This window comes from Roseococcus suduntuyensis (assembly GCF_014196305.1).
GTDB lineage: Bacteria > Pseudomonadota > Alphaproteobacteria > Acetobacterales > Acetobacteraceae > Roseococcus > Roseococcus suduntuyensis.
The window spans coordinates 207,834-230,809 of record NZ_JACIDJ010000001.1 but is presented as its reverse complement, the minus strand read 5'-3'; the positions used below and the strand labels follow the sequence as shown (position 1 = coordinate 230,809).

The 22,976-nt window shown below is 69.8% G+C and carries 25 protein-coding genes; 13 read left to right on the top strand and 12 right to left on the bottom strand.

Annotation, left to right across the window (positions count from 1 at the left end; translation table 11 throughout):
- Positions 1–120: 120 nt before the first annotated feature.
- Positions 121–1,500, bottom strand: coding sequence for an esterase-like activity of phytase family protein (locus GGQ83_RS01065; protein WP_184381744.1), 1,380 nt, complete (start codon positions 1,498–1,500; stop codon positions 121–123).
- A 93-nt stretch (positions 1,501–1,593) separates the two neighbouring features.
- Complete coding sequence (locus GGQ83_RS01060; RefSeq protein WP_184381743.1) at positions 1,594–2,316, bottom strand: GNAT family N-acetyltransferase; 723 nt, start codon at positions 2,314–2,316, stop codon at positions 1,594–1,596.
- Positions 2,317–2,568: 252 nt separating this feature from the next.
- Between GGQ83_RS01060 and GGQ83_RS01055 the strand changes: the two genes are divergently transcribed.
- From GGQ83_RS01055 to GGQ83_RS01010, 10 genes are all read left to right on the top strand, one after another.
- Entirely contained in the window at positions 2,569–3,378 is an 810-nt protein-coding gene (locus GGQ83_RS01055; RefSeq protein WP_184381742.1) for a ferredoxin--NADP reductase, read from the top strand.
- A gap of 83 nt (positions 3,379–3,461) precedes the next feature.
- Positions 3,462–4,217: a trehalose-phosphatase gene (gene otsB / locus GGQ83_RS01050; RefSeq protein ID WP_184381741.1), complete on the top strand. Its 756-nt coding sequence runs from the start codon at positions 3,462–3,464 to the stop codon at positions 4,215–4,217.
- On the top strand, positions 4,201–6,033 hold the full coding sequence (locus tag GGQ83_RS01045; protein ID WP_184381740.1) for a glycoside hydrolase family 15 protein: 1,833 nt from the start codon (positions 4,201–4,203) through the stop codon (positions 6,031–6,033). The genes otsB and GGQ83_RS01045 overlap by 17 nt, the downstream gene beginning before the upstream one ends.
- Positions 6,018–7,352: an alpha,alpha-trehalose-phosphate synthase (UDP-forming) gene (locus GGQ83_RS01040; RefSeq protein ID WP_184381739.1), complete on the top strand. Its 1,335-nt coding sequence runs from the start codon at positions 6,018–6,020 to the stop codon at positions 7,350–7,352. The genes GGQ83_RS01045 and GGQ83_RS01040 overlap by 16 nt, the downstream gene beginning before the upstream one ends.
- Before the next feature lie 60 nt (positions 7,353–7,412).
- Positions 7,413–7,736: an NIPSNAP family protein gene (locus GGQ83_RS01035; RefSeq protein ID WP_184381738.1), complete on the top strand. Its 324-nt coding sequence runs from the start codon at positions 7,413–7,415 to the stop codon at positions 7,734–7,736.
- A gap of 84 nt (positions 7,737–7,820) precedes the next feature.
- A complete protein-coding gene (locus tag GGQ83_RS01030) occupies positions 7,821–8,117 on the top strand; it encodes an AtpZ/AtpI family protein (protein WP_184381737.1) in 297 nt (98 codons plus the stop codon).
- Positions 8,118–8,134: 17 nt separating this feature from the next.
- Entirely contained in the window at positions 8,135–8,890 is a 756-nt protein-coding gene (locus GGQ83_RS01025; protein WP_184381736.1) for a F0F1 ATP synthase subunit A, read from the top strand.
- 49 nt (positions 8,891–8,939) lie between these two features.
- Positions 8,940–9,167 (top strand): ATP synthase subunit C family protein, encoded by a 228-nt coding sequence (locus tag GGQ83_RS01020; RefSeq protein WP_184381735.1) that lies wholly within the window; start codon positions 8,940–8,942, stop codon positions 9,165–9,167.
- Positions 9,168–9,304: 137 nt separating this feature from the next.
- Complete coding sequence (locus GGQ83_RS01015) at positions 9,305–9,802, top strand: F0F1 ATP synthase subunit B family protein (protein ID WP_184381734.1); 498 nt, start codon at positions 9,305–9,307, stop codon at positions 9,800–9,802.
- Positions 9,802–10,290, top strand: a complete 489-nt coding sequence (locus tag GGQ83_RS01010; RefSeq protein WP_184381733.1) for a F0F1 ATP synthase subunit B family protein — start codon at positions 9,802–9,804, stop codon at positions 10,288–10,290. The genes GGQ83_RS01015 and GGQ83_RS01010 overlap by 1 nt, the downstream gene beginning before the upstream one ends.
- Positions 10,291–10,349: 59 nt before the next feature.
- Here GGQ83_RS01010 and GGQ83_RS01005 read toward each other — a convergent pair whose 3' ends face one another.
- Entirely contained in the window at positions 10,350–10,607 is a 258-nt protein-coding gene (locus tag GGQ83_RS01005) for a hypothetical protein (RefSeq protein WP_184381732.1), read from the bottom strand.
- Positions 10,608–10,747: 140 nt separating this feature from the next.
- Positions 10,748–11,899 carry a radical SAM family heme chaperone HemW gene (gene hemW, locus GGQ83_RS01000; protein WP_184382981.1) on the bottom strand — a complete coding sequence of 384 codons (1,152 nt, stop codon included), beginning with the start codon at positions 11,897–11,899 and terminating at the stop codon, positions 10,748–10,750.
- Between the two features lie 67 nt (positions 11,900–11,966).
- On the opposite strand from hemW, the gene GGQ83_RS00995 reads away from it, so the two are divergent.
- Positions 11,967–12,707: a sulfite exporter TauE/SafE family protein gene (locus GGQ83_RS00995; RefSeq protein ID WP_184381731.1), complete on the top strand. Its 741-nt coding sequence runs from the start codon at positions 11,967–11,969 to the stop codon at positions 12,705–12,707.
- 3 nt (positions 12,708–12,710) lie between these two features.
- Here GGQ83_RS00995 and GGQ83_RS00990 read toward each other — a convergent pair whose 3' ends face one another.
- The 8 genes from GGQ83_RS00990 to GGQ83_RS00955 form a co-directional block, all read right to left on the bottom strand.
- Positions 12,711–13,640 (bottom strand): 3-hydroxybutyryl-CoA dehydrogenase, encoded by a 930-nt coding sequence (locus tag GGQ83_RS00990; protein ID WP_184381730.1) that lies wholly within the window; start codon positions 13,638–13,640, stop codon positions 12,711–12,713.
- Between the two features lie 5 nt (positions 13,641–13,645).
- Positions 13,646–14,581, bottom strand: coding sequence for an electron transfer flavoprotein subunit alpha/FixB family protein (locus GGQ83_RS00985; RefSeq protein ID WP_184381729.1), 936 nt, complete (start codon positions 14,579–14,581; stop codon positions 13,646–13,648).
- Positions 14,582–14,584: 3 nt separating this feature from the next.
- The gene (locus GGQ83_RS00980) at positions 14,585–15,334 is read right to left on the bottom strand and encodes an electron transfer flavoprotein subunit beta/FixA family protein (protein WP_184381728.1); all 750 of its coding nucleotides are present in this window, start codon (positions 15,332–15,334) and stop codon (positions 14,585–14,587) included.
- 196 nt (positions 15,335–15,530) lie between these two features.
- Complete coding sequence (locus GGQ83_RS00975; protein ID WP_184381727.1) at positions 15,531–16,232, bottom strand: response regulator transcription factor; 702 nt, start codon at positions 16,230–16,232, stop codon at positions 15,531–15,533.
- A gap of 63 nt (positions 16,233–16,295) precedes the next feature.
- Positions 16,296–17,135: an AraC family transcriptional regulator gene (locus GGQ83_RS00970; protein WP_184381726.1), complete on the bottom strand. Its 840-nt coding sequence runs from the start codon at positions 17,133–17,135 to the stop codon at positions 16,296–16,298.
- A gap of 43 nt (positions 17,136–17,178) precedes the next feature.
- The gene (locus GGQ83_RS00965) at positions 17,179–18,882 is read right to left on the bottom strand and encodes a GMC family oxidoreductase (protein WP_184381725.1); all 1,704 of its coding nucleotides are present in this window, start codon (positions 18,880–18,882) and stop codon (positions 17,179–17,181) included.
- Positions 18,883–18,946: 64 nt separating this feature from the next.
- A complete protein-coding gene (locus GGQ83_RS00960) occupies positions 18,947–19,282 on the bottom strand; it encodes a hypothetical protein (RefSeq protein WP_184381724.1) in 336 nt (111 codons plus the stop codon).
- Positions 19,283–19,359: 77 nt separating this feature from the next.
- On the bottom strand, positions 19,360–19,884 hold the full coding sequence (locus tag GGQ83_RS00955; protein ID WP_184381723.1) for an NUDIX hydrolase: 525 nt from the start codon (positions 19,882–19,884) through the stop codon (positions 19,360–19,362).
- 97 nt (positions 19,885–19,981) lie between these two features.
- Between GGQ83_RS00955 and GGQ83_RS00950 the strand changes: the two genes are divergently transcribed.
- Complete coding sequence (locus GGQ83_RS00950) at positions 19,982–21,448, top strand: methyl-accepting chemotaxis protein (RefSeq protein WP_184381722.1); 1,467 nt, start codon at positions 19,982–19,984, stop codon at positions 21,446–21,448.
- A 140-nt stretch (positions 21,449–21,588) separates the two neighbouring features.
- Positions 21,589–22,968 (top strand): methyl-accepting chemotaxis protein, encoded by a 1,380-nt coding sequence (locus tag GGQ83_RS00945; RefSeq protein WP_242534822.1) that lies wholly within the window; start codon positions 21,589–21,591, stop codon positions 22,966–22,968.
- Positions 22,969–22,976 lie beyond the last annotated feature (8 nt).

Here is a 22,976-nt window from a genome sequence, read left to right as displayed (position 1 = left end):
CTTTCGCAGGCTTTCCCGACTGTAAAGCCTACCGCCAGGGCTGGAAACCGGGGCCCTTCGCTCGCCAGGCCGTGCCTCCCGCGCCGGGATGCCCGGCGGGGAGGCAGCATGCCCTCCTCGTCAGCGCGCCCGGAGCAGTTCCGGCACGCGCAGCAGGATCAGTTCATTGTCGTCGGCGCGCGAGAGGTGGCGACCGGCGCTGAAGGGCAGGTTGTTGTCGTTGCCCACGATGATGTGATCCTCATCCACCACCGCCACGTTCTCGATGGTGAAGAAGGGGAAGGTGAAGACGTCGCCCGGCGCGCCCTCGGCCCGGTCACCGCGCTGGCGGGCGCGGTTCTGGGGGTCGCGGATGGCCATCAGGTCCACATGGCCGATCTTGCGGACGAAGCCTTCCGCGTCCACGGCGCCCAGATCCACCACATAGATGCGCTTGAACTGCGCCGGGCGGGCGAAGCAGGGCGCTTCATGCGTGCTCTCGACGCCCTGGGCGCAGGCGCGGCCGGGGTCGCCCTCGCCGTTGTCGCGCTCGATCACCAGGGCGCGGCGGTCGTCAATCATGTTGAAGTCGCCGATGGCGGTGGCACCCGGCTCCAGCCGGTAGCGCAGGTTGCGGCCGGTCCATTCCATGCGCGTCACGTCGAATTGCAGCACGCGGAGGAACTGGCCCTCGGGCTGGTTGGTGCCGGCGGCGAAGAGGGGCTGCTCCAGCAGCGCCCAGAGGGTGCGGCCATCAGGCGTGCGCGCCATGCCCTCGAACCCGCCAGAGCGGCGGACGCGGTGCGGCACGCCGGCCGTGGGGTTGGCGGGGATGGACAGCGCCTGGTTGTCGGGCGCGCGCAGGGTCTCGCCGTCCAGCACCGTCTCGATCACGCGAAGCAGGCGGCCCTCGGCATCCACATGCAGCAGATAGGGGCCGAACTCGTCACCGATCATCATCGTGCCGTCGGGCAGGGGCTGGATGCTCTCGATGTCGAAATCGGCGCCGGTCAGGTAGCGCGTGGTGGTGGTCTCGGCCTGGATGGGGAAGGGCGCCACGCGGTTGGGGTCGGAGAGGAAGATGGTCCGCTCCACCGCCACCGCGCCGCTCGTCCAGTCGGGGCGGACGCGGAAGACCATCAGCATGGCGTCGGGCGAGTTGCGGCGGTTGCCGAAGCCATTGTCGCCGGTGATGAGGTAGCTGCCATCGCCCAGGGTCACGATGCCGGACCAGCCCTGCAGCGGCTGCCCCTCGAAGGGCAAGGCGAGGCCGGTGCGGCGGGCGCCGTAGCCGGGCAGGCTGACGGAGGGCACGCTGCCCGGGCGTTCGTTGCGGACATTGCCCGGGCCGGTGAAGCGGCCGGAGATGCGGAAATACTCCGGCGCGTCTTCCGGCGGCGCCACGAAGGTGGCGGCGGGCAGGACGGCGTGGCCGGCCAGCACCGCCTCGAAGCGGGTGTCGGCGCTAGCCGGCAGGGCGGCGGCAAGGCTGAAAACGGTGGCGAGCAACAGGCGGCGCATGGCGATTCCCCTCGGGCGTGAGGCGCGGGGGGTAGCAGCGCCGCTTTGCGGCTGCGTGACGCTTGCGTGGAATTATCGCGTCGGTGGAGGGGGTTATGCCCCCCGCAGGCTCCGCTTCGGCCGTCCCTGCGCGTCCCAGTTGGAATCGTCCAGCCAGGCCTCGATGGCGGCGCGCTGGGCGGGCCATTCCTCGTCCAGGATGGAGAACCAGGCGGTGTCGCGCCGCCGCCCCTTGGTCACCATCACGGCGCGCAGCGTGCCCTCATAGGTGAAGCCATAGCGCGCGGCGGCGGCGCGGGAGGGCGCGTTCAGCGCGTTGCACTTCCAGGTGAGGCGCCGGTAGCCGAGGTCGTCCATCGCGTGGCGCATCAGCAGGAACACCGCCTCGGTGGCGGCGCGTGTCCGCTGCATGCGAGGGCTGAACCAGATATGGCCGATCTCGATATGCGCGTGGGCCGGATGGATCTCCATCAGGGTCAGCCAGCCATCCACCGTGCCGCTGCGGTGGGGGCGCACCGCGAAGGCCATGGGGTCATGGGTGGTGGCGAAGTTCCCCACGAAGGCGCGCATGGCGGCTTCGTCGGCGAAGGGGCCATAGCCCATATAGGCCCAGGAGGCGCCCTCCTGGTCGCTTTGCGCCGCGCGCCAGAGGTCCGCGGCGTGGCGGACATGCAGCGGCTCCAGGTCCACGCTGCGCCCCTTGTGCGGGATGCGCGCGGGCAGGGTGCGGGGGGTGGCGTCCACGCGCGGCCCGACGGGCGGGGTGGATTCGGGGTCGGCCGGCGGGATGAACCCGGGCGGTTGGAAATCGGGCATGGGTGGCAGTGTTGTCCTGGCCTTGCGTGGGCGCAATGCCGCGTCGCGCCCGGTTCACGGTCGCGCAAGGCGGCGTCGCGCCCGGTTCACGGGCGCGCAAGGGGGCGTCGCGCCCGGTTCACGGGCGCGCAAGGGGGCGTCGCGCCCGGTTCACGGGCGCGCAAGGGTGCCATGCATCGCCCGGTTGCAACTTGCGCCACGCCTCCCGCGCCGCCAATACAGGCGCATCCCTCCGCACAGAGTGCCCGCCTGATGAATGACGCCGCCCCCGCCGCCACGCTGGTCGCCCCCAAGGGCTACAACCTGGAAGAAGTGACCTGGGTCCATCACTGGACCGACAGCCTCTTTTCCTTCCGCTGCACGCGCAGCCCGGCGCTGCGCTTCACCTCCGGGCAATTCGCCATGATCGGCCTGGTGGTGGAGGGCAAGCCGCTGGTGCGGGCCTATTCCATGGTCAGCCCCGCCTGGGAGGAGCATCTGGAATTCCTCTCCATCAAGGTGGCGAACGGGCCGCTGACCTCGCGGCTGCAACATATCAAGGTGGGGGAACATGTGCTGATCGGGCAGAAGCCGGTGGGCACGCTGATCACCGACAACCTGCTGCCCGGCCGGAACCTCTGGATGCTGGCCACCGGCACCGGCCTCGCCCCCTTCATGTCCCTGCTGCGCGACCCGGAGGTGTATGACCGCTACGAGCGCGTCATCATCGCCCACACGGTGCGCGAGGTGGCCGAGCTGGCCTACCGCGACTACCTGACCACCGAACTGGCCCAGCACGAACTCCTGGGCGAGATGGTGCGCGAGAAGATGATCTACCTCCCCGCCGTGACGCGCGAGGCCTTCCCCATCCAGGGCCGCATCACCACCCGCCTGGAGGCCGGCACCGCCGAGCGCGACGCGGGCGTGGCCAGGCTCGACCCCGCGCATGACCGCGTGATGATCTGCGGCAGCGAGGCCATGAACGCCGACTGCAAGACGCTGCTGGAAGCCCGCGGTTTCGTCGAGGGCAACAACTCCGAACCCGGCACCTATGTGGTGGAAAAGGCCTTCGTAACGAAGTGAACCGGGGGTTCGGAGGCGCCCCGGGGTTACAACCCGGATAGTTATGCGTTGCCTCCGTCCCAATTTTGGTTACTTTGTGGCGGATGACGACCACATCGCGCCCCCCTTCGGCCATTCCCGGGCCGACGGATGTTCTCTCGCGCGCGGCTCTCCTCCTGGACATGGATGGCACGCTGCTCGACCTCGCCCCCCGCCCGGATGAGGTGGTGGTGGCGCCAGGGCTGCTCGACCACCTGACGCGGCTGCACGCCGCGCTGGGCGGCGCGGTGGCGGTGGTGACGGGGCGGCGGCTCGACGACGTGGACCGCATCCTGCACCCGCTGCGCCTGCCCGCGGCGGCCGAACACGGGGCCATCCTGCGCCCCATCCCCGACGCGCCGCCGCGCCAGGGGCCGCTGAAGCCGGCGCCGGCCGCATGGCGCGCGGCCGCCGAGGCCTTCGTCGCCGCCAACCCCGGCACGCTGCTGGAGCCGAAGTCGGCCGGCTTCGTGCTGCACTACCGCCTGGCGCCCGACCGGGGCGCGGAGGCCCATGCGCTGATGCGCGGCTTCGCGGAGTCCGGCCAGGGCTTCGACCTGCTCCGCGCCGACCATGCCTGGGAGTTGCGCCCCGGCGGCGTCCACAAGGGCGTGGGCGTGCGCGCGCTGATGGCCGAGGCGCCCTTCGCCGGCCGCTGGCCCATCTTCATCGGCGACGACGTGACCGACGAGGACGGCATCGCCGCCGCCGTGGCGCTGGGCGGCGAGGGCTTCCTGGTGCCCGACAGCTTCGGCACCCCGGCCGGCGTGCGCGCCTGGATCGCCACCCTGGCCGAACACGCGCATGCCCCGGCACCCTGAGGTGGTGGGGCCGCCCGACCGGCCCCCCCAACCGCTGGACCTGGCCGCCGTGGGCAATGGCACGGTGGCGGCGCTGATCTCGCCCGCCGGCGCGGTGAACTGGATGTGCTGGCCGCGCCTGGATGGGGACCCGGTCTTCAGCGCCCTGGTGGATGGCGACCAGTCGGAGCGCGGCTTCACCGACATCCTGGTCACGGGCTTCGCCCACAGCCGGCAGCGTTACCTCCGAAACTCCGCCGTGCTGGAGACGGAGCTGACGGACAGCCATGGCAACGCGCTGCTCATCACCGACCACATGCCGCGCCTGCGCCGCTTCGGCCGCATGTTCCGCCCGCCCATGCTGGTGCGGCGCATCGAGCTGCTGCGCGGCCGCCCGCGCATCCGGCTCAGGGTGCGGCCCTGCTTCGGCTGGGGGCATGAAAGCCCGCGCGGCCGGGCGGGGTCCAACCACATCAGCTATCTGGGCAGTGGCGAGGCCATGCGCCTGTCCACCGACGCGCCGCTGGGCTTCATCCTGAGCGAGACGGAATTCGCCCTGGACCGCCCCATCGCCATGATGTTCGGCCCGGACGAGACGGTGAACGGCATGGTCGCCCGCGTCGCCCAGGAGTTCGAGGAGGAGACCACCGCCTATTGGGAGGATTGGGTGCGCGGCCTCTCCCTGCCCTTCGAGTGGCAGGACGAGGTGATCCGCGCGGCCATCACGCTGAAGCTCTGCGCCCATGACGACACGGGGGGCATCCTGGCGGCGCTCACCACCTCCATCCCCGAGGCCGAGCACACCCAGCGCAACTGGGACTACCGCTTCTGCTGGCTGCGCGACGCCTATTTCACGGTGATGGCGCTGAACCGCCTGGGTGCGACCCGCACCATGGAGCACTACATCGGCTACATCACCAATGCGGTGCTGGAGCAGACGGGCATGCTGCGCCCCGTCTATCCGCTGGTGCCCAATGATTCGATTGACGAATGGGAAGCCACGGCGCTGAAGGGCTTCATGGGCCATGCGCCGGTGCGCGTGGGCAATGCCGCCGCCCTGCAGGTGCAGAACGATGTCTGGGGCGCGGTGGTCATGGCCGCCGCCATGCTCTTCTTCGACCACCGCCTGCCCGAACCCGCGGGCGAGGCGCTGTATCGCCGCCTGGTGCCGCTGGGCGTGGCCGCCGAGGCCGCGGCGCTGACGGCCGATGCGGGCATCTGGGAATACCGGGGGCGGGAGCGCATCCACACCTTCTCCGCCGCCATGTGCTGGGCGGCGGTGGATCGCCTTGGGCGCATCGCCGCCCATCTGGGCCTGGTCGAGGAGGCGGCCGACTGGCAGGCCCGCGCCGCCACGCTGAAGGAGGCCATCCTCGAAGGCGCCTGGAACGAGGAGGCGGGCAGCCTGCAGGAGGTGTTCGGCGGCCATGGCCTCGACGCCGCCCTGCTGCTGCTGCCCGAGATCGGCCTGCTGCCCCCCACCGACCCGCGCTTCATCGCCACGGTGGAGGCCATCGAGCGCGACCTGATGCGCGACGGCATGCTGCTGCGCTACTCGGCCGCCGATGATTTCGGCGTGCCGGAGACGGCCTTCATCGTCTGTTCCTTCTGGCTGGTGGACGCCTTGGCCGCAATCGGGCGGAAAGATGACGCGCGGTCACTTTTTGAACGCATCCTTTCCCTCCGGAACCACGTTGGATTGTTGCCGGAGGATGTGGACCCACGGACCGGGCAGCTCTGGGGAAATTTCCCGCAGAGCTACTCGCAGGTGGGCCTCGTCCTGTCGGCCATGCGGCTCTCGCGGAGCTGGGAGGAGGGGTTTTGGCGCGCCTGGTGATTGTTTCCAATAGGGTTCCCCCGCTGCGGGCCACCTCGGCCGTGGCCGGCGGACTGGCCGTGGCACTGGAAGAGGCGGTGCGGCGGCGGGAGATGCTGTGGTTCGGCTGGTCGGGCGAGACCTCCGCCAGCACCGAACCCAAGGTCACCTCGCGCGGGCAACGGACCCAGGCGGTGATCGACCTGACGGCCCAGGAACACCGCCTCTATTACGGGGGCTATTGCAACGGCACGCTCTGGCCCCTGCTGCACTACCGCTTCGGCCTGGCCGAGTTCCGCCGCGAGGAGGAGGAGGCCTGGCGCGCGGTGAACGACCGCTTCGCCGAGGCGCTCTGGCCCCTGCTGCGCGAGGATGACGTCATCTGGGTGCATGACTTCCACCTCTTCCCGCTGGCCGCGAAGCTGCGCGCGATGGGGGCGAAGCAGCGCATCGGCTTCTTCCTGCACGTGCCCTTCCCGCCGCCGGGCCTCTTCGCCGCCCTGCCGCGCGGCGAGGCGCTGCTGCGCGACCTGGACGGCTATGACCTGATCGGCATGCAGACGCCCGACGACGCCGAGAACCTGCGCGACGCCTTGCGCCAGCAGGGGGTGAACACCCCGGTCGGCGCCTACCCGGTGGGCATTGACGCGGAGGCCTTCGGCAAGGCCGCCGAGAAGGCCGAGGCGCGCCGCGACGTGCAGCGCTTCCAGGAAAGCCTGAGCGGCCGGCGCCTGATCTTCGGCGTGGACCGGCTGGACTACACCAAGGGCCTGCCCCAGCGCCTGGAAGGCTATGCCGACCTGCTGAAGCGCTTCCCCCAGCACCGCGGCAAGATCACCTTCCTCCAGGTCGCCCCCGTCTCGCGCGGGGAGGTGAAGCATTACCGCCTGCTGCGCCGCGAGCTGGACGAGGCGGTGGGCCGCATCAACGGCGAATTCGCCGAGGTGGACTGGGTGCCCCTGCGCTGGACCACCCGGCCCATCCAGCGCAGCGTGCTGGCGGGCTTCCTCCGGATTGCCCGGGTGGCGCTGGTGACGCCGCTGCGGGACGGCATGAACCTGGTGGCGAAGGAATTCGTCTCGGCCCAGCCGCCGGAGGACCCGGGCGTGCTGGTGCTGTCGCGCTTCGCGGGGGCCGCGCGCGAGATGCAGGGCGCGCTGCTGGTGAACCCCAACGACCCGGACGAGATCGCCGAGGCGTTGGACCAGGCGCTGTCCATGCCGCTGTCCGAGCGGCGGCAGCGCTGGCGCCAGGACTACGACCTGCTGCACGAGGCGGGGTCCAGCACCTGGTCGCGCGACTTCCTGACCGACCTGACGGCCGCGCGCGCCGAGCGGTGATATCGCCCGGCGCGGGAAGGGATTAGCTTTCGTCCCCGTCACCCAGGGAGGACGCGACGCATGATCGTCGAAGAAAGAATTTACACCGTGCAGCCGGCCACCGCCGCGCTGTACATCGCGGCCTATGAGGCCGAGGGCATGCCCATCCAGAAGCGCATCCTCGGCCGCATGGTGGGCTACTACACGACCGAATTCGGCCCTTTGAACCAGGTGATCCACCTCTGGGCGTATGAATCCCTCGCCGAGCGAACCGAGAGGCGCGCCAAGCTGTTCCAGGACCAGGGTTGGCTGGACTACCTGAAGAAGGTGCGGCCCTACATCGTCAGCCAGGAAAGCAAGCTGCTGATGCCCGCGCCATTCCTGAAGGTGAAGTGGCAGGATTGAACAAGGGCCGCGCGCCTTGACAGCATTGCTGCGCCGCCATAATCCACCCTCGCCTTCCAGGGGTGAACCGCGGAGGGAGCCATTGTGGACGATCGGGAAGCCTTCGCGAAACGACTGGCGGATGCCCGGGCCAAACGAGGCCTGGACAAGCCGGAACGCGGCAAAAGGGCGCTTCCGTCGAGCACCTGGGGCGTGGGCCTTCGGGCTGGTGTCGAGGTGGTTTCCGCGCTGATCGTCGGCGTGGTGATCGGCCTCGGACTGGACCGGTGGCTCGGGACCGCCCCCTGGCTCTTTCTGCTGTTCTTCGTGCTGGGGGCCGCCGCGGGGGTGTCGAACGTGTATCGGCTGTTCGCCCCCCGGACCGGTGTTCGCAAGGACTAGGCCAGGAGAGGTTCCCGGTGGCGGCAGAAGGCAATGCGATCGACGCACTCGGGCAGTTCGTGCTGTACCCTGCGCTCGGCCAGGTGGGCTCCGCCGTGGGCTTCACCAACTCCAACCTCTACATGGTCTTCGCCGGCGTCCTGATCGTGGCGCTGATGGTCTATGGCATGCGCGAAGCCGCCATGGTGCCGGGCCGCATGCAGGGCCTGGCCGAAAGCGCCTACGGCTTCATCGATGACATGGTGGTGGCGCAGGTGGGCGAGGAGGGCCGCAGGTTCTTCCCCTTCGTGTTCACCCTGTTCATGTTCATCCTGTTCGGGAACATGCTGGGCCTGTTCCCCTACGCCTTCACCTTCACCTCGCACATCACGGTCACCTTCGCGCTGGCCGCGACCGTCTTCGTGCTGGTCACGGCCGTCGCCATCGCTCTGCACGGCCGCAAGTTCTTCGGCTACTTCATGCCGGAGGGCGCGCCCATGTGGCTCGCGCCCATCATCATTCCGGTCGAGATCGTCTCCTACCTCTCGCGCCCCATCAGCCTGTCCGTGCGTCTCTTCGCCAACATGATGGCGGGCCACGTGATGCTGAAGGTCTTCGCCACCTTCGTGGTGATGCTGGCGGGCCTGGGCACGGTGGGGCCGGTCCTGTCCCTGATGCCGCTGGCGCTGAACATCGCGCTGGTCGCCTTCGAAGTGCTGGTCGCGTTCCTGCAGGCATATGTCTTCGCCATCCTGACCTGCATCTACCTGCACGACGCGGTGCATCTGCACTGACGCAGACGCCGAACCTTCAACTTTCCTCGCAAACCTAAGGATCGAGATCATGGAAATTGTTCTGGCTGCGAAGGCGATCGGCGCCGGCATCGCCGTGCTGGCTCTCTTCGGTGTGGGCCTCGCCATGGGCAACATCTTCTCCACCCTCATCAGCAGCGTGGCCCGCAACCCGGCCGCCCGCGACACCGTGTTCCCCATCGGCATCCTGGGCTTCGCCCTGACGGAAGCCGTGGCGCTGTTCGCCCTGCTGATCGCCTTCCTCATCCTCTTCACCTGATCCGGCGGGGAGGGGGTCATCCGGCCCCCTTTCCACCTTCAGGGCGGGGCGGTGCCGCGAGGCGCCCCACCCCGCGACCCGGCAGAGGCTGAAGGCCGCGGCACATGCCGTGGCCTTCAGGACAGCAGGACAAGGCAATGCCCCAGCTCGATTTCGCCAACCCGTTGATGACGACCACGCTGCTGTGGCTGTTCCTCATCTTCGGCGCCCTCTATTTCGTGCTGAAGTCCTACGCGCTGCCGCGCGTGGCGACCGTGCTGGAAAACCGCGCCGCGCGCATCCGTGCCGACCTCGACGCCGCGCAGGCCGCCCAGCGTGAGGGAGAGGCCGCCCTGGCCGAGCTGCGCGCCGCCACCGCCGCGGCCCGCGCCGAGGCCCAGGCCACCGTCGCCGCCGCCATGGCCGACGCCCAGGCCAAGGCCAGCGCCCAGGCCGAAGCCATCAATGCCCGCCTCGCCGCCCAGGTGGACGAGGCCGAGGCCCGTGTCCGCGCCGCCCGCGACGCCGCCATGGGCGCGCTGCGCGAGGTGGCCGGGTCCACCGCCCAGGCCATGCTGGCGCGGCTGGGCGTTTCCGCCCCCGCGCGCACCGTCACCGCCGCCGTGGACCGCGCGGCCAAGCAGGGGGCGCGCTGATGTTCGCCGATCCGAAATTCTGGGTTGCCGCCAGCTTCATCCTGTTCGTCGTGCTCGTCGGCAAGATGGGCTGGACCAAGATCACGGAGATGCTGGACGCCCGTTCCGCCCGCATCCGTGAGGAGCTGGAGGAGGCGCAGCGCCTGCGCGCCGAGGCCCAGGCCATGATGACCCGCGCCGAGGCCGAGCGCGCCGCCGCCATCGCGGAGGCCGGGGAACTGGTCGCCCGCGCGAAGCAGGAGGCCGAGCGCCTGGCCGCCGCCATGGCCGCCGAGGCCGAGGCGGCCGCCCGCCGGCGTGAGCGCATGGCGATGGACCGCATCGCCGCCGCCGAGGCTGGCGCCATCGCCGAGGTCCGCAACGCCGCGACCGACCTCGCCGCCGCCGCCGTGCGCGAGGTGATCGCCTCCAAGCATGACGCATCGGCCGATGCCGCGATGCTGGACAAGACCATCTCGAACCTGCCCACGGTCTTCCGCGCGGCCTGAGACCCGGTTCAGCCTGACGAAGGGCGCGCCTCCCGCACGGGGGGCGCGCCCTTCGTGTTTCAGGCGGCCTGCGCCCAGCGCGCCTCTTGCATGTCCACTGCCAGCACCCCCACCACCTGGCCGAGATTGCCGGCGATGAGGTGCAGCATGGCGGGATCCGGCGCGTGCAGCGTGAAGGTCACGCGCATCTCCTCGCCCTGGCGTTCGGCCAGCATGTGGTCGGGCGTGATGTCACGCTTGGCGAAGGGCTGAAGCAGGCGCGGCAGCAGCCCGGGTTCGGGCAGGGCCAGCACGGCGAAGGTCACGCAATCGGTCATGGTGATGTTCCTGGAAGCGGTGGCGAAACGGGCCCGACCGAAGGACCACGCCGCCCCATGCGGCGCGGATCAACCGGCCGGGGGCGTAATTCGCAGCGTGCGCGTCATCCAGGACATGGGTGGAAGATAGGCGGGGCGCGTCAGCGCAGCAAGACCGGCAGCAGCGCGTCCAGCCGCACCCGTCCCTCGATGGTGGCGATGAGGCGACCCCCGGCCCATTCCAGGTAGCCCTCGTCCAGCAGGGCCGAGAGCATGGTGGCGTCCACGATCTGCGCGAAAGCCAGGCCAGCCCGGGCTTCGACGCGCGCCGGGTCCACGCCTTCGGCGAGGCGCAAGCCCATCAGCATGGCCTCGCGCCCGCGTTCCGTGGGGGTCAGGGTTGTGGTTTCGACGGCGCCATGGCCGTGCTGTTCCACGCGGCTGGCCCATTCCTCGGGGGCGCGATGGCGGCGGGTGGCGCGCATCTCGCCGCCTTCCAGCACCCGCTGATGCGCGCCGGGGCCGATGCCGAGATAGTCGCCATAGCGCCAATAGGCGAGGTTGTGGCGGCTTTCGGCGCCGGGCCTGGCGTAGTTGCTGACCTCATAGGCGGCCAGCCCGTAGCGGGCGGCCTCCTCGGCCGTGGCCTCATACATGCGGGCCGCGTCGTCCTCGGCGGGCAGGGCGAAGGCGCCGCGGGCGTGCTCGGTGAAGAAGCGCGTCCCGGGCTCGATGGTGAGCTGGTAGAGGCTGAGATGGTCCGCCGCCAAGGCGAGCGCCTGCCGCAGCTCGGCCCGCCAGGCGGCTTCCTCCTGGCCGGGGCGGGCGTAGATCAGGTCGAAGGAGAGGCGGGGGAAGATGGCGCGCGCCTTCTCCAGCGCGGCCACGGCGTGCGGCGCGTCATGCTGGCGGCCGAGGAAGCGCAGGGCCTCGGCGTCCAGCGACTGCACGCCGAGCGAGGCGCGGTTCACGCCGGCTTCCGCGAAGGCGCGCAGCTTTTCGGTTTCCACGCTGGTGGGGTTGGCCTCCAGCGTCACCTCCATGTCCGGGGCCGCGTCGAAATGTGCGCGGGCGTCCTCGATTAGGGCCGCCACCGTTTCCGGCTCCATCAGCGAGGGCGTGCCGCCGCCGAAGAAGATGGAATGCAGCGGGCGCCGGCCCAGAAGCGCGGCCTCATGCGCCAGTTCCTGGCGCAGCGCGGCCCGGAAGCGCGCATGGTCCACGCCCCCCTCCCGCACATGGGAGTTGAAGTCGCAATAGGGGCACTTCGACGCGCAGAAGGGCCAATGGAGGTAGAGGGCGAGGGGTTCCACGCGCCCTCCCTTACACCCGCCCGCCCCGCGCGGCGACAGGCGCCGAAGCCTGCGGCATAGTGGGGTGATGCCCTGGCCGGAGACCCATCTGCTGCTCGCCGCGATGGGCGCCGCCTTCCTGGCCGGGCTGGCACGCGGCTTTTCGGGTTTCGGCGCGGCGCTGATCTTCGTGCCGCTGGGTAGCGCCATCCTGGGCCCGCGCGTGGCGGCGCCGCTGCTGCTGGTGGTGGATCTGGTCATGGCCTCGCCCATGATCCCGCGCGCCTGGCGCTTCGCGGCGCGGCGGGAGGTGGCGGTGATGGCGCTGGGCGCCCTGGCGGGCGTGCCGGCCGGCGCCTGGCTGCTGCTGCAACTGGATGCCGAGGCGCTGCGCTGGGGCATGTGCGCCATGGTGCTGGCCATGGTGGCGCTGCTGGCCTCGGGCTGGCGCTACCAGGGCGCGCCCTGGCCACCGGCGACGCTGGCGGTGGGGGCGGTGTCGGGACTGTTCTCGGGCGCGGCGCAGATGGGCGGGCCGCCGCTGGTGGCCTACTGGATGGGCGGCACGAATGACGCCGCGCGCGTGCGGGCCAATCTGGTGCTGACGGGCGCCATTGGCGGGGTGCTGAGTGCCCTGGCCTACCTGGCCGGTGGGCTGCTGGGGCTGGAGCTGCTGTTGCTGGCCGCCGCGCTGGGCCCGGGCTATGGGCTGGGGCTGTGGATCGGCGGGCGGCTGTTCGGGCTGGCCAGCCAGCGGATGTTCCGACGCATCTGCTTCGGCCTCATCCTGCTGGCGGCGGTGATCGGCCTGCCGCTCTGGGACCGCTGAAGTTCAGCGCGTCGGCGCGGGCGGGTCCTGGCTGTAGTCGTAGAAGCCCTTGCCGGACTTCCGGCCGAGCCACCCGGCTTCGACATACTTCACCAGCAGCGGGCAGGGACGATACTTGCTGTCGCTCAGCCCGTCATAGAGCACCTGCATGATGGACAAGCAGGTGTCCAACCCGATGAAATCCGCCAGTTCCAGCGGCCCCATCGGGTGGTTGGCGCCGAGCTTCATGGCGGTATCAATGGAGCGGATGTCACCCACGCCCTCATACAGGGCATAGACTGCCTCATTGATCATCGGCACCAGCATGCGGTTCACGATGAAGGCGGGGAAGTCCTCGCTGGTGGCGGTCTGCTTGCCCAGCTTCTTGGCCAGGTTGTCCACGGCGCGGTAGGTCGGCTCATCGGTCGCGATGCCGCGGATGATCTCGACCAGCTTCATGACCGGAACGGGGTTCATGAAGTGCATGCCGATGAAGCGCTCGGGCCGGTCAGTGGCCGCGCCCAGGCGGGTGATCGAGATGGAGGAGGTGTTCGACGCCACCATCGCCGTGGGCTTGAGGTGCGGGCAGAGCGCCTTGAACACCTCGATCTTGATGGCTTCCTTCTCGGTCGCCGCCTCCACCACGAAGTCCGTGTCCGCGAACAGCGCGTAGTCCGTGCCCGTGGTGATGCGGGCGAGTGCGGCGTCCCGCTGTTCCTCGGTGATGAGCTTGCGGCCGAGCTGCCGCTCCATGTTGCGGGCGATGGTGGTCACGGCCTTGTCGAGCGCGGCCGGGTTGATGTCCACCACCGTCACCGGCAGGCCGGCCAGCGCGCAGACATGGGCGATGCCGTTGCCCATCTGCCCGGCCCCCACGATGCCGACGCTCTGGATCTCGGGCACCGCGGACGGGGCCTCGTTCGTGTCGGCACGGGTGGCCAGGCGGAAGGACATGGGGGTCAGCCCTTCGCCAGCTCGGCCTGGAGTTCCGGGATGATCTTGAAGAGGTCACCCACCAGGCCGTAGTCGGCCACCTGGAAGATCGGCGCCTCCTCGTCCTTGTTGATGGCGACGATGACCTTGCTGTCCTTCATGCCGGCCAGGTGCTGGATGGCGCCCGAGATGCCGATGGCGATGTAGAGCTCCGGCGCCACGATCTTGCCGGTCTGGCCCACCTGCATGTCGTTGGGCGCGTAGCCCGCATCCACCGCGGCGCGCGAGGCGCCGACGGCGGCGCCGAGCTTGTCCGCGACACCCTCGATCAGGTGGAAGTTCTCGGCCGAACCCATGGCGCGGCCGCCGGACACCACCACGCGCGCGGCGGTCAGTTCCGGCCGCTCGCTCTTCTGCACCTCGGCGCCCAGGAAGCTGGACTGGCCGGGGTCGGCGGCGGCGGCGACGTTCTCCACCGGCGCGGAACCGCCCGTGGCGGCCACGGGGTCGAAGCTGGCGGCGCGGATGGTCATCACCTTCTTCGCGTCGCTGGACTTCACGGTGGCCAGCGCGTTGCCGGCATAGATGGGGCGGACGAAGGTGTCCGCGTCCACCACGCCCGAGACGTCGCTGATGGGCTGCACGTCCAGCAGGGCGGCCACGCGCGGCATCACGTTCTTGCCGGCGGCGGAGGCCGGGGCCATCAGGTGGTCATAGGCGGGGGCGAGCTGCACCAGCAGCGCGGCCAGCGGCTCGGCGAGGCGATGGGCGAGGGAGGCATCCTCGGCCAGCAGCACCTTGGCGACACCCGGCAGCGCGGCGGCGGCCGGCGCGGCGCCGGCGGCGCCTTCGCCCACCAGCAGCACATGCACCTCGCCCAGCTTCTGGGCGGCGGCGAGGGTGGAGCGGGTGGGCTGGGAGACGGCCGAGCCGTCGTGGTCGGCGAGAAGAAGGACGGCCATGGCTCAGATCACCTTCGCTTCGTTGCGCAGCTTCTCGACCAGCTCCTGCACGGAGGCCACGCGCGCGCCGGCCTGGCGCTTGGCGGGTTCCTCGACGCGCAGCACGGTCAGTCGCGGGGTCACGTCCACGCCGAGATCGGCGGGCTTGATCGTCTCGATGGGCTTCTTGCGCGCCTTCATGATGTTGGGCAGCGAGGCGTAGCGCGGCTCGTTCAGGCGCAGGTCGGCGGTGACGACGGCGGGAAGCTTGATCTTCACCGTCTCCAGCCCGCCATCCACCTCGCGCGTCACGGTCGCATGGCCGTCGGCGATTTCGACCTTGGAGGCGAAGGTGCCCTGGGGCCAGCCCATCAGCGCCGCCAGCATCTGGCCGGTGGCGTTCATGTCGTCGTCGATCGCCTGCTTGCCCATGACCACCAGGTCCGGGCTTTCCTTGGCGATCAGCGCCTTCAGTAGCTTGGCGACCGCGATGGGCTCCAGCACGCCGTCATGCTCGACCAGGATGCCGCGGTCCGCGCCCATGGCGAGTGCCGTGCGGATCTGTTCCTGGGCGGCGGTGGGGCCGCAGGAGACGGCGATGATCTCGGTGGCGACGCCCTTCTCCTTGAGGCGCACGGCCTCTTCGACGGCGATCTCGTCGAAGGGATTCATGGACATCTTGACGTTGGCGGTCTCGACGCCCGTGTTGTCCGCCTTCACGCGAACCTTGACGTTATAGTCCACCACCCGCTTGACGGGAACGAGGAGCTTCATGGGGCGTGGCGCCTTCTTTTGCTGCACTGCCGTGATGTGGCGGCGACCCTAGCCACGGCAAGCAGACAGGGCAAGCGGGGCCGCCCGGTTTCCGGGCCCCCGCCTTACCATCTTACGATCTTACCATCTTACCGGTTGGCTGACCTTTGCGCGGCTGATTCACGTCTCCGGGCCTCCGCCCTCCGACGATCAGACGCTACTGCTCCTTGTAGCGGTAGCCGATGCCGTACAGCGTCTCGATCTGCGCGAACTCATCATCCACCGCGCGGAACTTCTTGCGGACGCGCTTCACGTGGCTGTCAATCGTGCGGTCGTCCACGTAAATATTCTCGCCGTAAGCCGCATCAATGAGTTGGTCGCGGTTCTTCACGAGGCCGGGCCGCAGCGCCAGCGTCTTCACCAGCAGGAACTCGGTGACGGTCAACTGGATGGGCTGGCCACGCCAGAGGCAGGTGTGCTTCGTCTCGTCCAGCGTCAGGTCGCCGCGCACCAGCAGCCCGCCGGGCGGCTGGCCGGAGGCCTCGGCGCGGCTGGCGTCGTTCCGGCGCAGCAGGGCGCGGATGCGCTCCAGCACCAGGCGCTGGCTGAAGGGCTTGGTGATGTAGTCATCGGCGCCGAGGCGCAGGCCCATCAGCTCATCCACCTCCTCATCCTTGGAGGTGAGGAAGATGACGGGCATGGCCGAGCGCGCGCGCAGCCGCTGCAACAGCTCCATCCCGTCCATGCGGGGCATCTTGATGTCCAGCACCGCAAGGTCCGCTGGCTTGCCCAGCAGGCCTTGCAGGGCGCTCTCGCCATCCGTGTAGGTGCGGACGGTGTAGCCCTCCTGCTCCAGCGTCATGGAGAGCGAGGTGAGGATGTTCCGGTCGTCATCCACAAGGGCGATGGTTTGCGGCATGGGGGCCTCCTGTCTGCCACTTATAGGTGTGGATCATGGCGGAAGACAGGCCTGGGGGTGGCGTCAGCGCGGCTTGAGGGGCATCAGGATGTCCGTCAGCCATTCGGAGGGGGGCAGGGCGCGGGGGTCGTTGAGGTATTCCTCCATCATGGGCTGGTCGGCCGGTTCCTCGCCCGAGGCGGGCAGCCATTCGCCATAGAGGCGGTCATAGGCGGCCTCGATCTCCACATAGGGCCCCTGGAAGCGAAGCCGGGCGCAGCGCAGGGCGGGGGTGGCGATGATCTCCATGCCGGGGTCGAGCGGTGTGCCCGGCGGTACGGTCAGCGCCGCATGGGCGCGGAGTTGGGCGTCTGGCATGGAGGTCGGGTCGTCATGGTAGACGCCGAAGGACCGCGCCTTCTCCCCCATCAGCCCGCGCGCGGCGGCCCAGGCTGTGAGGCGCGCGAAGACCGGCCCGATGGCGTCGTAGGAACCGCGATGCGGCAGGGCGGCCAGGTGAATGGCGGGCAGTTCCACGATATCCACGCGGTCCAGCATGTCCTCCTCCAGCCCGATGCCCGCGCGGGCGCGGTAGGCGCCGGGCGGGATGCCATGCGCCTCGCGGAAGGCGCGGGTGAAGGCGGGGACCGACGCGTAGCCCGCCTCCCGCGCGATGCGCGCCATGGGCGCGTCGCTCTTGAGCAGGGCGGCCGCGGCGCGGGAGAGGCGCAGCCGGGCCAGGGTCTCCACCGGCGTCTCACCCGCCAGCGCGCGATAGGCGCGGTGGAAATGATAGGGTGAGAAGGCGGCGACGGCGGCCAACTCGTCCAGGCTCGGCGGCTGGTCCAGCCGCCCGGCCAGGTGGGCCATGGCGCGGGCGATGCGCCGGGCGTGGTCGGTGAGGGTGAGGGTCTTGATGGGCATGGCGGGGTTCTACGCCATGCCCGGTTGACCAGGGTTGCGAAGTTCAGTGGCCGGCGAGGATCGCCTCGCTGATCTTCTCCGCACTCATCAACGTCGGGAAATTGGTGTTCGCACGCGGCACCACCGGGAAGATGGAGGCATCCACCACCCGCAGCCCCTCGATGCCCTTCACCCGCCCTTCCGTGTCCACCACGCTCATCGGGTCCTCCTCCCGCCCCATCCGGCAGGAGCAGGAGGCATGCCAGATGCCGATGGTGGCCTTGCGGATGAAGGCCTCCAGCGCCGTGTCGTCGGTCATCACCTCGTCGAACTGAAAGCCCTCCACCACGAAGCGCTCGATGAACGCCTTCCGCAGGAAGGCCGGCCCGTCGAGGAAGCGCGAGATGACGTTCGTCAGGAAGCGGTTCTTCGCGTTGATGACGCCGATCTTGCGGACGCGGTCGGAATAGGCGGCGGGGAAGGGGTTGTCCGTCACCTGCGCGAGGCTCGGCGCCATCAGCATCCCCGCGCACATGCGGAAGCCCTGCATGAGGCGGTCCAGGTCGCGCCGGTCCGACAGCAGGTTGAACTCCACCACCGGCTCGGCCTGCCAGTCGGCCGACGCCAAGCGCACCTGGCCCGTCTCGCTGTAGGTCTTGTTCACCCAGATGAGGAAGCTGCCCACCTGCTCGCCCACCGAGTGCCAGGCGGATTTCGAGACCACGGCGGCGAACATGTCGCCCGGCGGAATGCCCTCCATGGCCGAGGAATAGCGCAGCCCCAGCAGGATGTGCCGCCGCGTGCGTTCGTCCACGCGAGCCGCCTTCCGCACGAAGGAGGAGAGCGCGATGGACGGGTGGTCCATCAGCCCCTGGCCCACGCCGGGCAGGTTGTGCAGCACGGAAATGCCGTGGTCGCGCAGGTGCGTGGCCGGCCCGATGCCCGCGCGCATGAGGTGCGCCGGCGTGTGGATGGCCCCGCAGGAGAGGATGACTTCCTTCGCCCGGAATTCCTGCTCCTGCCCGCGCACCAGGGCCACCACGCCCACGCAGCGCGTGCCCTCGAAGAGCAGGCGCTTCACCGTGGTTTCGCAGGAGATGGTGAGGTTGGGCCGCCGACGCGTCTCGGCGTCCAGGTAGCCCATGGCGGCGCTGGCGCGCGTCTCGTTCTCGTTCGAGATGGTGATGGGGAAGTAGCCGTCCCGCCATTCGCCGTTCTGGTCGGGCAGGTAGTCGAAGCCCGCCCCCTTGAAGGCTTCGGCGGCGGCGCGGGCGTGCGGGTTCCAGTTCTCCGGCATGATGCGCCGGACGGGGATGCGCCCCTCCTTGCCATGCAGCGGCCCGTCGAAGTCGAGGTCGCGCTCCACCTTCTTGAAATAGGGCAGGCAGTCCTGCCAGCCCCAGCCCTCGGCGCCGCGCGCCGCCCATTCGTCATAGTCGGTGGGGGCGCCGCGGTTGGCCATCTGGCCATTGATCGAACTGCCGCCGCCCAGTACCCGCGCCTGCTCGTATTTCCGCAGCGGCGGGCGCTCATCCGGGTTGTTGTGGCTGACGATCTGGGTGTGGACCTTCAGCTCGGTCCAGTGGAAGCGCGGGTCGAAATAGGCGGTGCCGGAATAGCTGTCGCGGATTTCGGGCGGTTCCTCGCCGGGCTTCACGTCCGGCCCGGCCTCGCAGACCAGGACGCGGTGATGGGAACGCGCCGAAAGCCGGTGCGCCAGGACGGAACCGGCCGAGCCGCCGCCCACGATGATGGTGTCGAATTCCACGCGCTGTCTCCTCCCCAGGGGCGCACGGAGAGTGTGCGCCTCATGCGAAGGGATGCGAAGTCCTCTACCAGGTCACCGGTGCGGAGAACCTGGCGCCGGCGGCCGGCGTGTCGAGGAAGCGGCGCTCGCGCCGGTTGATCATGCCCTCGGCCGCCATGCCGTTGCCGGGGATGGCGGGGTTGATGATGGTGGGGCGGATGCCCGCCACCTCCTCGGCCATCGGCGCGCGGGGGGCGTCGAGGCTGAGATTGGGCCGCGGCGCCAGCTCCACCCGGGGCGCCGGGCGCGGGGCATTGCCGAAATCCGGCGTGGCGGCGAGGCCGCCCGAGCGGAAGGCGCGGTCGCGCGGGTCATTGGCACGGGCGCGGGGCTGGCTCGGCGCCTCGGAAAGCGCCTCCATCCGGGTATCAATGCGGGACTGCGCGGCCAGCGGCGCGGGGGCGATCAGCCAGAGGCCCGGCAGCAGCAGCGCCGCGGCTAGAGCCCGGCCATGCCGCGACGGTCTTCCGGCGGGTTCCCCGCGATCCCCGTCCCGCCCTCCCGCCAGGCTTTCAGGGCCCAATGCACGGAGGGGAAGGCTATCTCGTCCCATGGGATATCCCCCCACTCGAAGAACCGGGTTTCCAGGCTTTCGGGGCCCGGCTCATGTCCTGGCTCGGCAAGACCGGCCCGGAAGATGACCTGAACTTGTCCGATTCTGGCGATAGAGTAAACGGCCAATATTCCTTCCAGGGCGAGCTTAACCCGCGCCTCCTCCCAGGCTTCACGTCTGGCCCCTTCCTCGACCGTTTCGCCCAACTCCATGTAGCCGGCGGGCAGGGTCCAGAAGCCGCGGCGGGGGTTGATGGCGCGGCGGCAGAGCAGGACGCGCCCGCCCTCGCTGACCACGGAGCCGACCACGATCTTGGGATTCTCATAGGCGACGAAGCCGCAATCGCCGCAGATGAGGCGCTCGCGGTCCTCGCCCTCGGGGATGCGGCGCTGGAAGCGTTCGGTTGTCATGGGGGGAATGTCGCATGGCGGCGCGCGGTCGCAAGCGGCGTTAAGGGGCCGGTCATAAAAACAGACTTATTTGGTCGGGTATCCCCTGGAGACCCGCATGTTCCTTCGCCCCCGTCCTTCGCTGCTGCACGACCTCCGCCTGGCCGCGCTCGATGCGCTGCGGGCCAAGGTCATGATCGCCGACCCCGACCTGACCATCGTCTATGCCAACCCCGCCGTGATGCGCCTGCTGGGCGAGGCCGAGGCGGAGCTGCGCCAGGCCCTGCCGCGCTTCAGCCTGGCGGGGCTGATCGGCAGCAACATTGATGTGTTCCACCGCCAGCCCGACCACCAGCGCCGCATGCTGGCGGTGCTGGACAAGCCGCACGCCGCCACCATCCAGATCGGCCCGCATGTCTTCGACCTGCTGGTGACGCCTCTCACGCGCGAAGGCCAGCGTCTGGGCTTCGTGGTGGAGTGGGAGGACGCGAAGTATCGCCTGCTGAACCTGGACTACGCCGCGCAGATCGAGGCCATCGGCCGGTCCAACGCCGTGATCAGCTTCGACCCGCAGGGCAATATCCTGGACGCCAACCCGCCCTTCCTGTCCGTGATGGGCTATGCGCTGGAGGAGGTGCGGGGCAAGTCCCACGCCATGTTCATGCCGCCGGAGGAGGCCCGCACCCCCGAATACGCCGCCATGTGGGAAGATCTGCGCGCCGGCCGGTTCCGCACGGGCCGCATCCGTCGCATGGCCAAGGGCGGGCGCATGGTCTGGATCGAGGCGACCTACAACCCGATCCTGGACGAGAAGGGCCGGGTGGTGAAGGTGGTGAAGTTCGCCTCCGACGTGACCGCGCAGGCGCAGCTGGCCGCCCAGCTAGGCGAGACGGTGCTGGAGGTGGACCATACCGTGCAGGAGACGCGCGCGGCGGCGGCCAAGACCGTGGCGGCGACCGGCCAGGCTACCGGCGACATCCGCGACGCGGCGGCCTCGGGCGGCGAGATGGCGCGCGCCATGCGCGACGTGCTGCGCGGCATGGACCGCGCGCGCGAAGGCACGGAGGCCGCCTTTGCCCAGGCGCTGGCGGTCAGCGACAACACGGATGCCATGGCGCGTGCCTCCCAGGCCATGGGTGGGATCGTGGCGCTGATCCGCAGCGTGGCGAGCCAGATCAACCTTCTCGCGCTGAACGCCACGATCGAGGCGGCGCGCGCGGGTGAGGCCGGCAAGGGCTTCGCCGTGGTGGCGGGCGAGGTGAAGAACCTGGCGGTGCAGGCCGCGCGTGCCACGGAGCAGATCACCACCGAGATTGATGGCTTGCAGAACCTCTCCACCGGCGTGGCCCAGGCCGTGACCGGCATCCGCGACGCGGTGGGCGGCGTGCGCGAGGAGGTGGCCCAGGCCACCACCGCCGTGCAGGCCCAGACCGATGGCGCCGAGCGCATCCGCACCCAGCTGGAGACGGCGGCCGGCGCGGTCGAGGGGCTGGCGCGGGAGATGACCGGCATTTCCGAGGCGGTGTCGAAGGTCAGCGATTCGGTGACCCGCACGCGGGAGGCGTCGCAGGCCATGGGAAGCTGAGGACGGCTTAAACCGGGATTAAGGGATGCCGCGCTTCCATGGTCGCCTGACCGAGGAAGCAAGGCATGTTCATCCGTTCCAAACCGCCCCTGGCTGACCGCCTGCAGGGGGCGGCTCTGATTGCATTGCGTGGCAATGTGATGATCGCGGATCGCGATCTCAACATCGTCTATGTGAACCCCTCCGTCATTCGGCTGCTCAGCGAGTCCGAGGCTGATCTGCGCCGCGAACTCCCGCGCTTCAGCGTGGCGGGGCTGATCGGCAGTAATATTGACGTGTTCCACCGCCAGCCCGACCACCAGCGCCGCATGCTGGCCGCGATGGACAAGACGCATGCCGCCACCATCCGCATCGGCGCCCATGTCTTCGACCTGGTGGTGACGCCGCTGGACGAGGACGGCCAGCGCATCGGCTTCGTGGTGGAATGGGAGAACGCGAAGTATCGCCTGCAGAACCTGGACTTTGCGGCGGAGATCGAGGCCATCGGCCGCACCAACGCCGTCATCAGCTTCGACCCGCAGGGCCGGATCCTGACGGCCAACACGGCCTTCCTGGACGTGATGGGCTACCGGATGGAGGAGATCCAGGGCCGCCCCCACAGCCTCTTCATGCCGCCGGAGGATGCGGCCTCGCCCGACTACCTGGCCATGTGGGAGGGGCTGCGCGCGGGCAGGCCCCATGTCGGCCGGATGCGGCGGGTGGCCAAGGGCGGGCGCACCGTCTGGATCCAGGCCTCCTACAACCCCATCCTCGACGAGAGTGGCCGGGTGGTGCGGGTCGTGAAGTTCGCCACGGATGTGACGGCGCAGATGCAGCTTCTCACCCAGCTCACCGACATGATGCGGGAGGTGGATTCCACCGCGGCGGAAACCCGCGGCGCGGTGGAGGTGGCAGGCGGGGTGACGGCGGAAATCCTCGCCGCCTCGGCTGCCGGCGGCGCCGTGGCGCGTGCCATGCAGGAGGTCGGCCACGGCATGGACCGCGCGCGGCAAGGCACGGAGGCCGCCTTCGCCCAGGCCGGCGCGGTCAGCGACAACACGGATGCGATGGCGCGCGCGGCGCAGGCCATGGGCGGCATCGTGGCGCTGATCCGCAACGTGGCCAGCCAGATCAATCTTCTCGCGCTCAATGCCACCATCGAGGCGGCGCGCGCCGGCGATGCCGGCAAGGGCTTCGCCGTGGTGGCGGGCGAGGTGAAGAACCTCGCTGTCCAGGCCGCGCGTGCCACGGAGCAGATCACCACCGAGATCGACGGCCTGCAGAACCTGTCCAATGGCGTGGCGCAGGCGGTGCTGAGCATCCGTGACGCGGTGGGCGGCGTGCGCGAGGAGGTGTCCAAGGCCACGACCGCCGTGCAGGCCCAGACCGAGGAGACGGAGGCCATCCGCGACCAGCTCGAAGCCGCCGCCGGCGCGGTGGAGGGGCTGGCGCGCACCATGACGGGCATTTCCGGCTCGGTCGAGAAGGTCAGCGCCTCGCTGTCGCGCACCCAGACGGCGTCGGATTCGATGTCGCGCTAGAAGGAAGC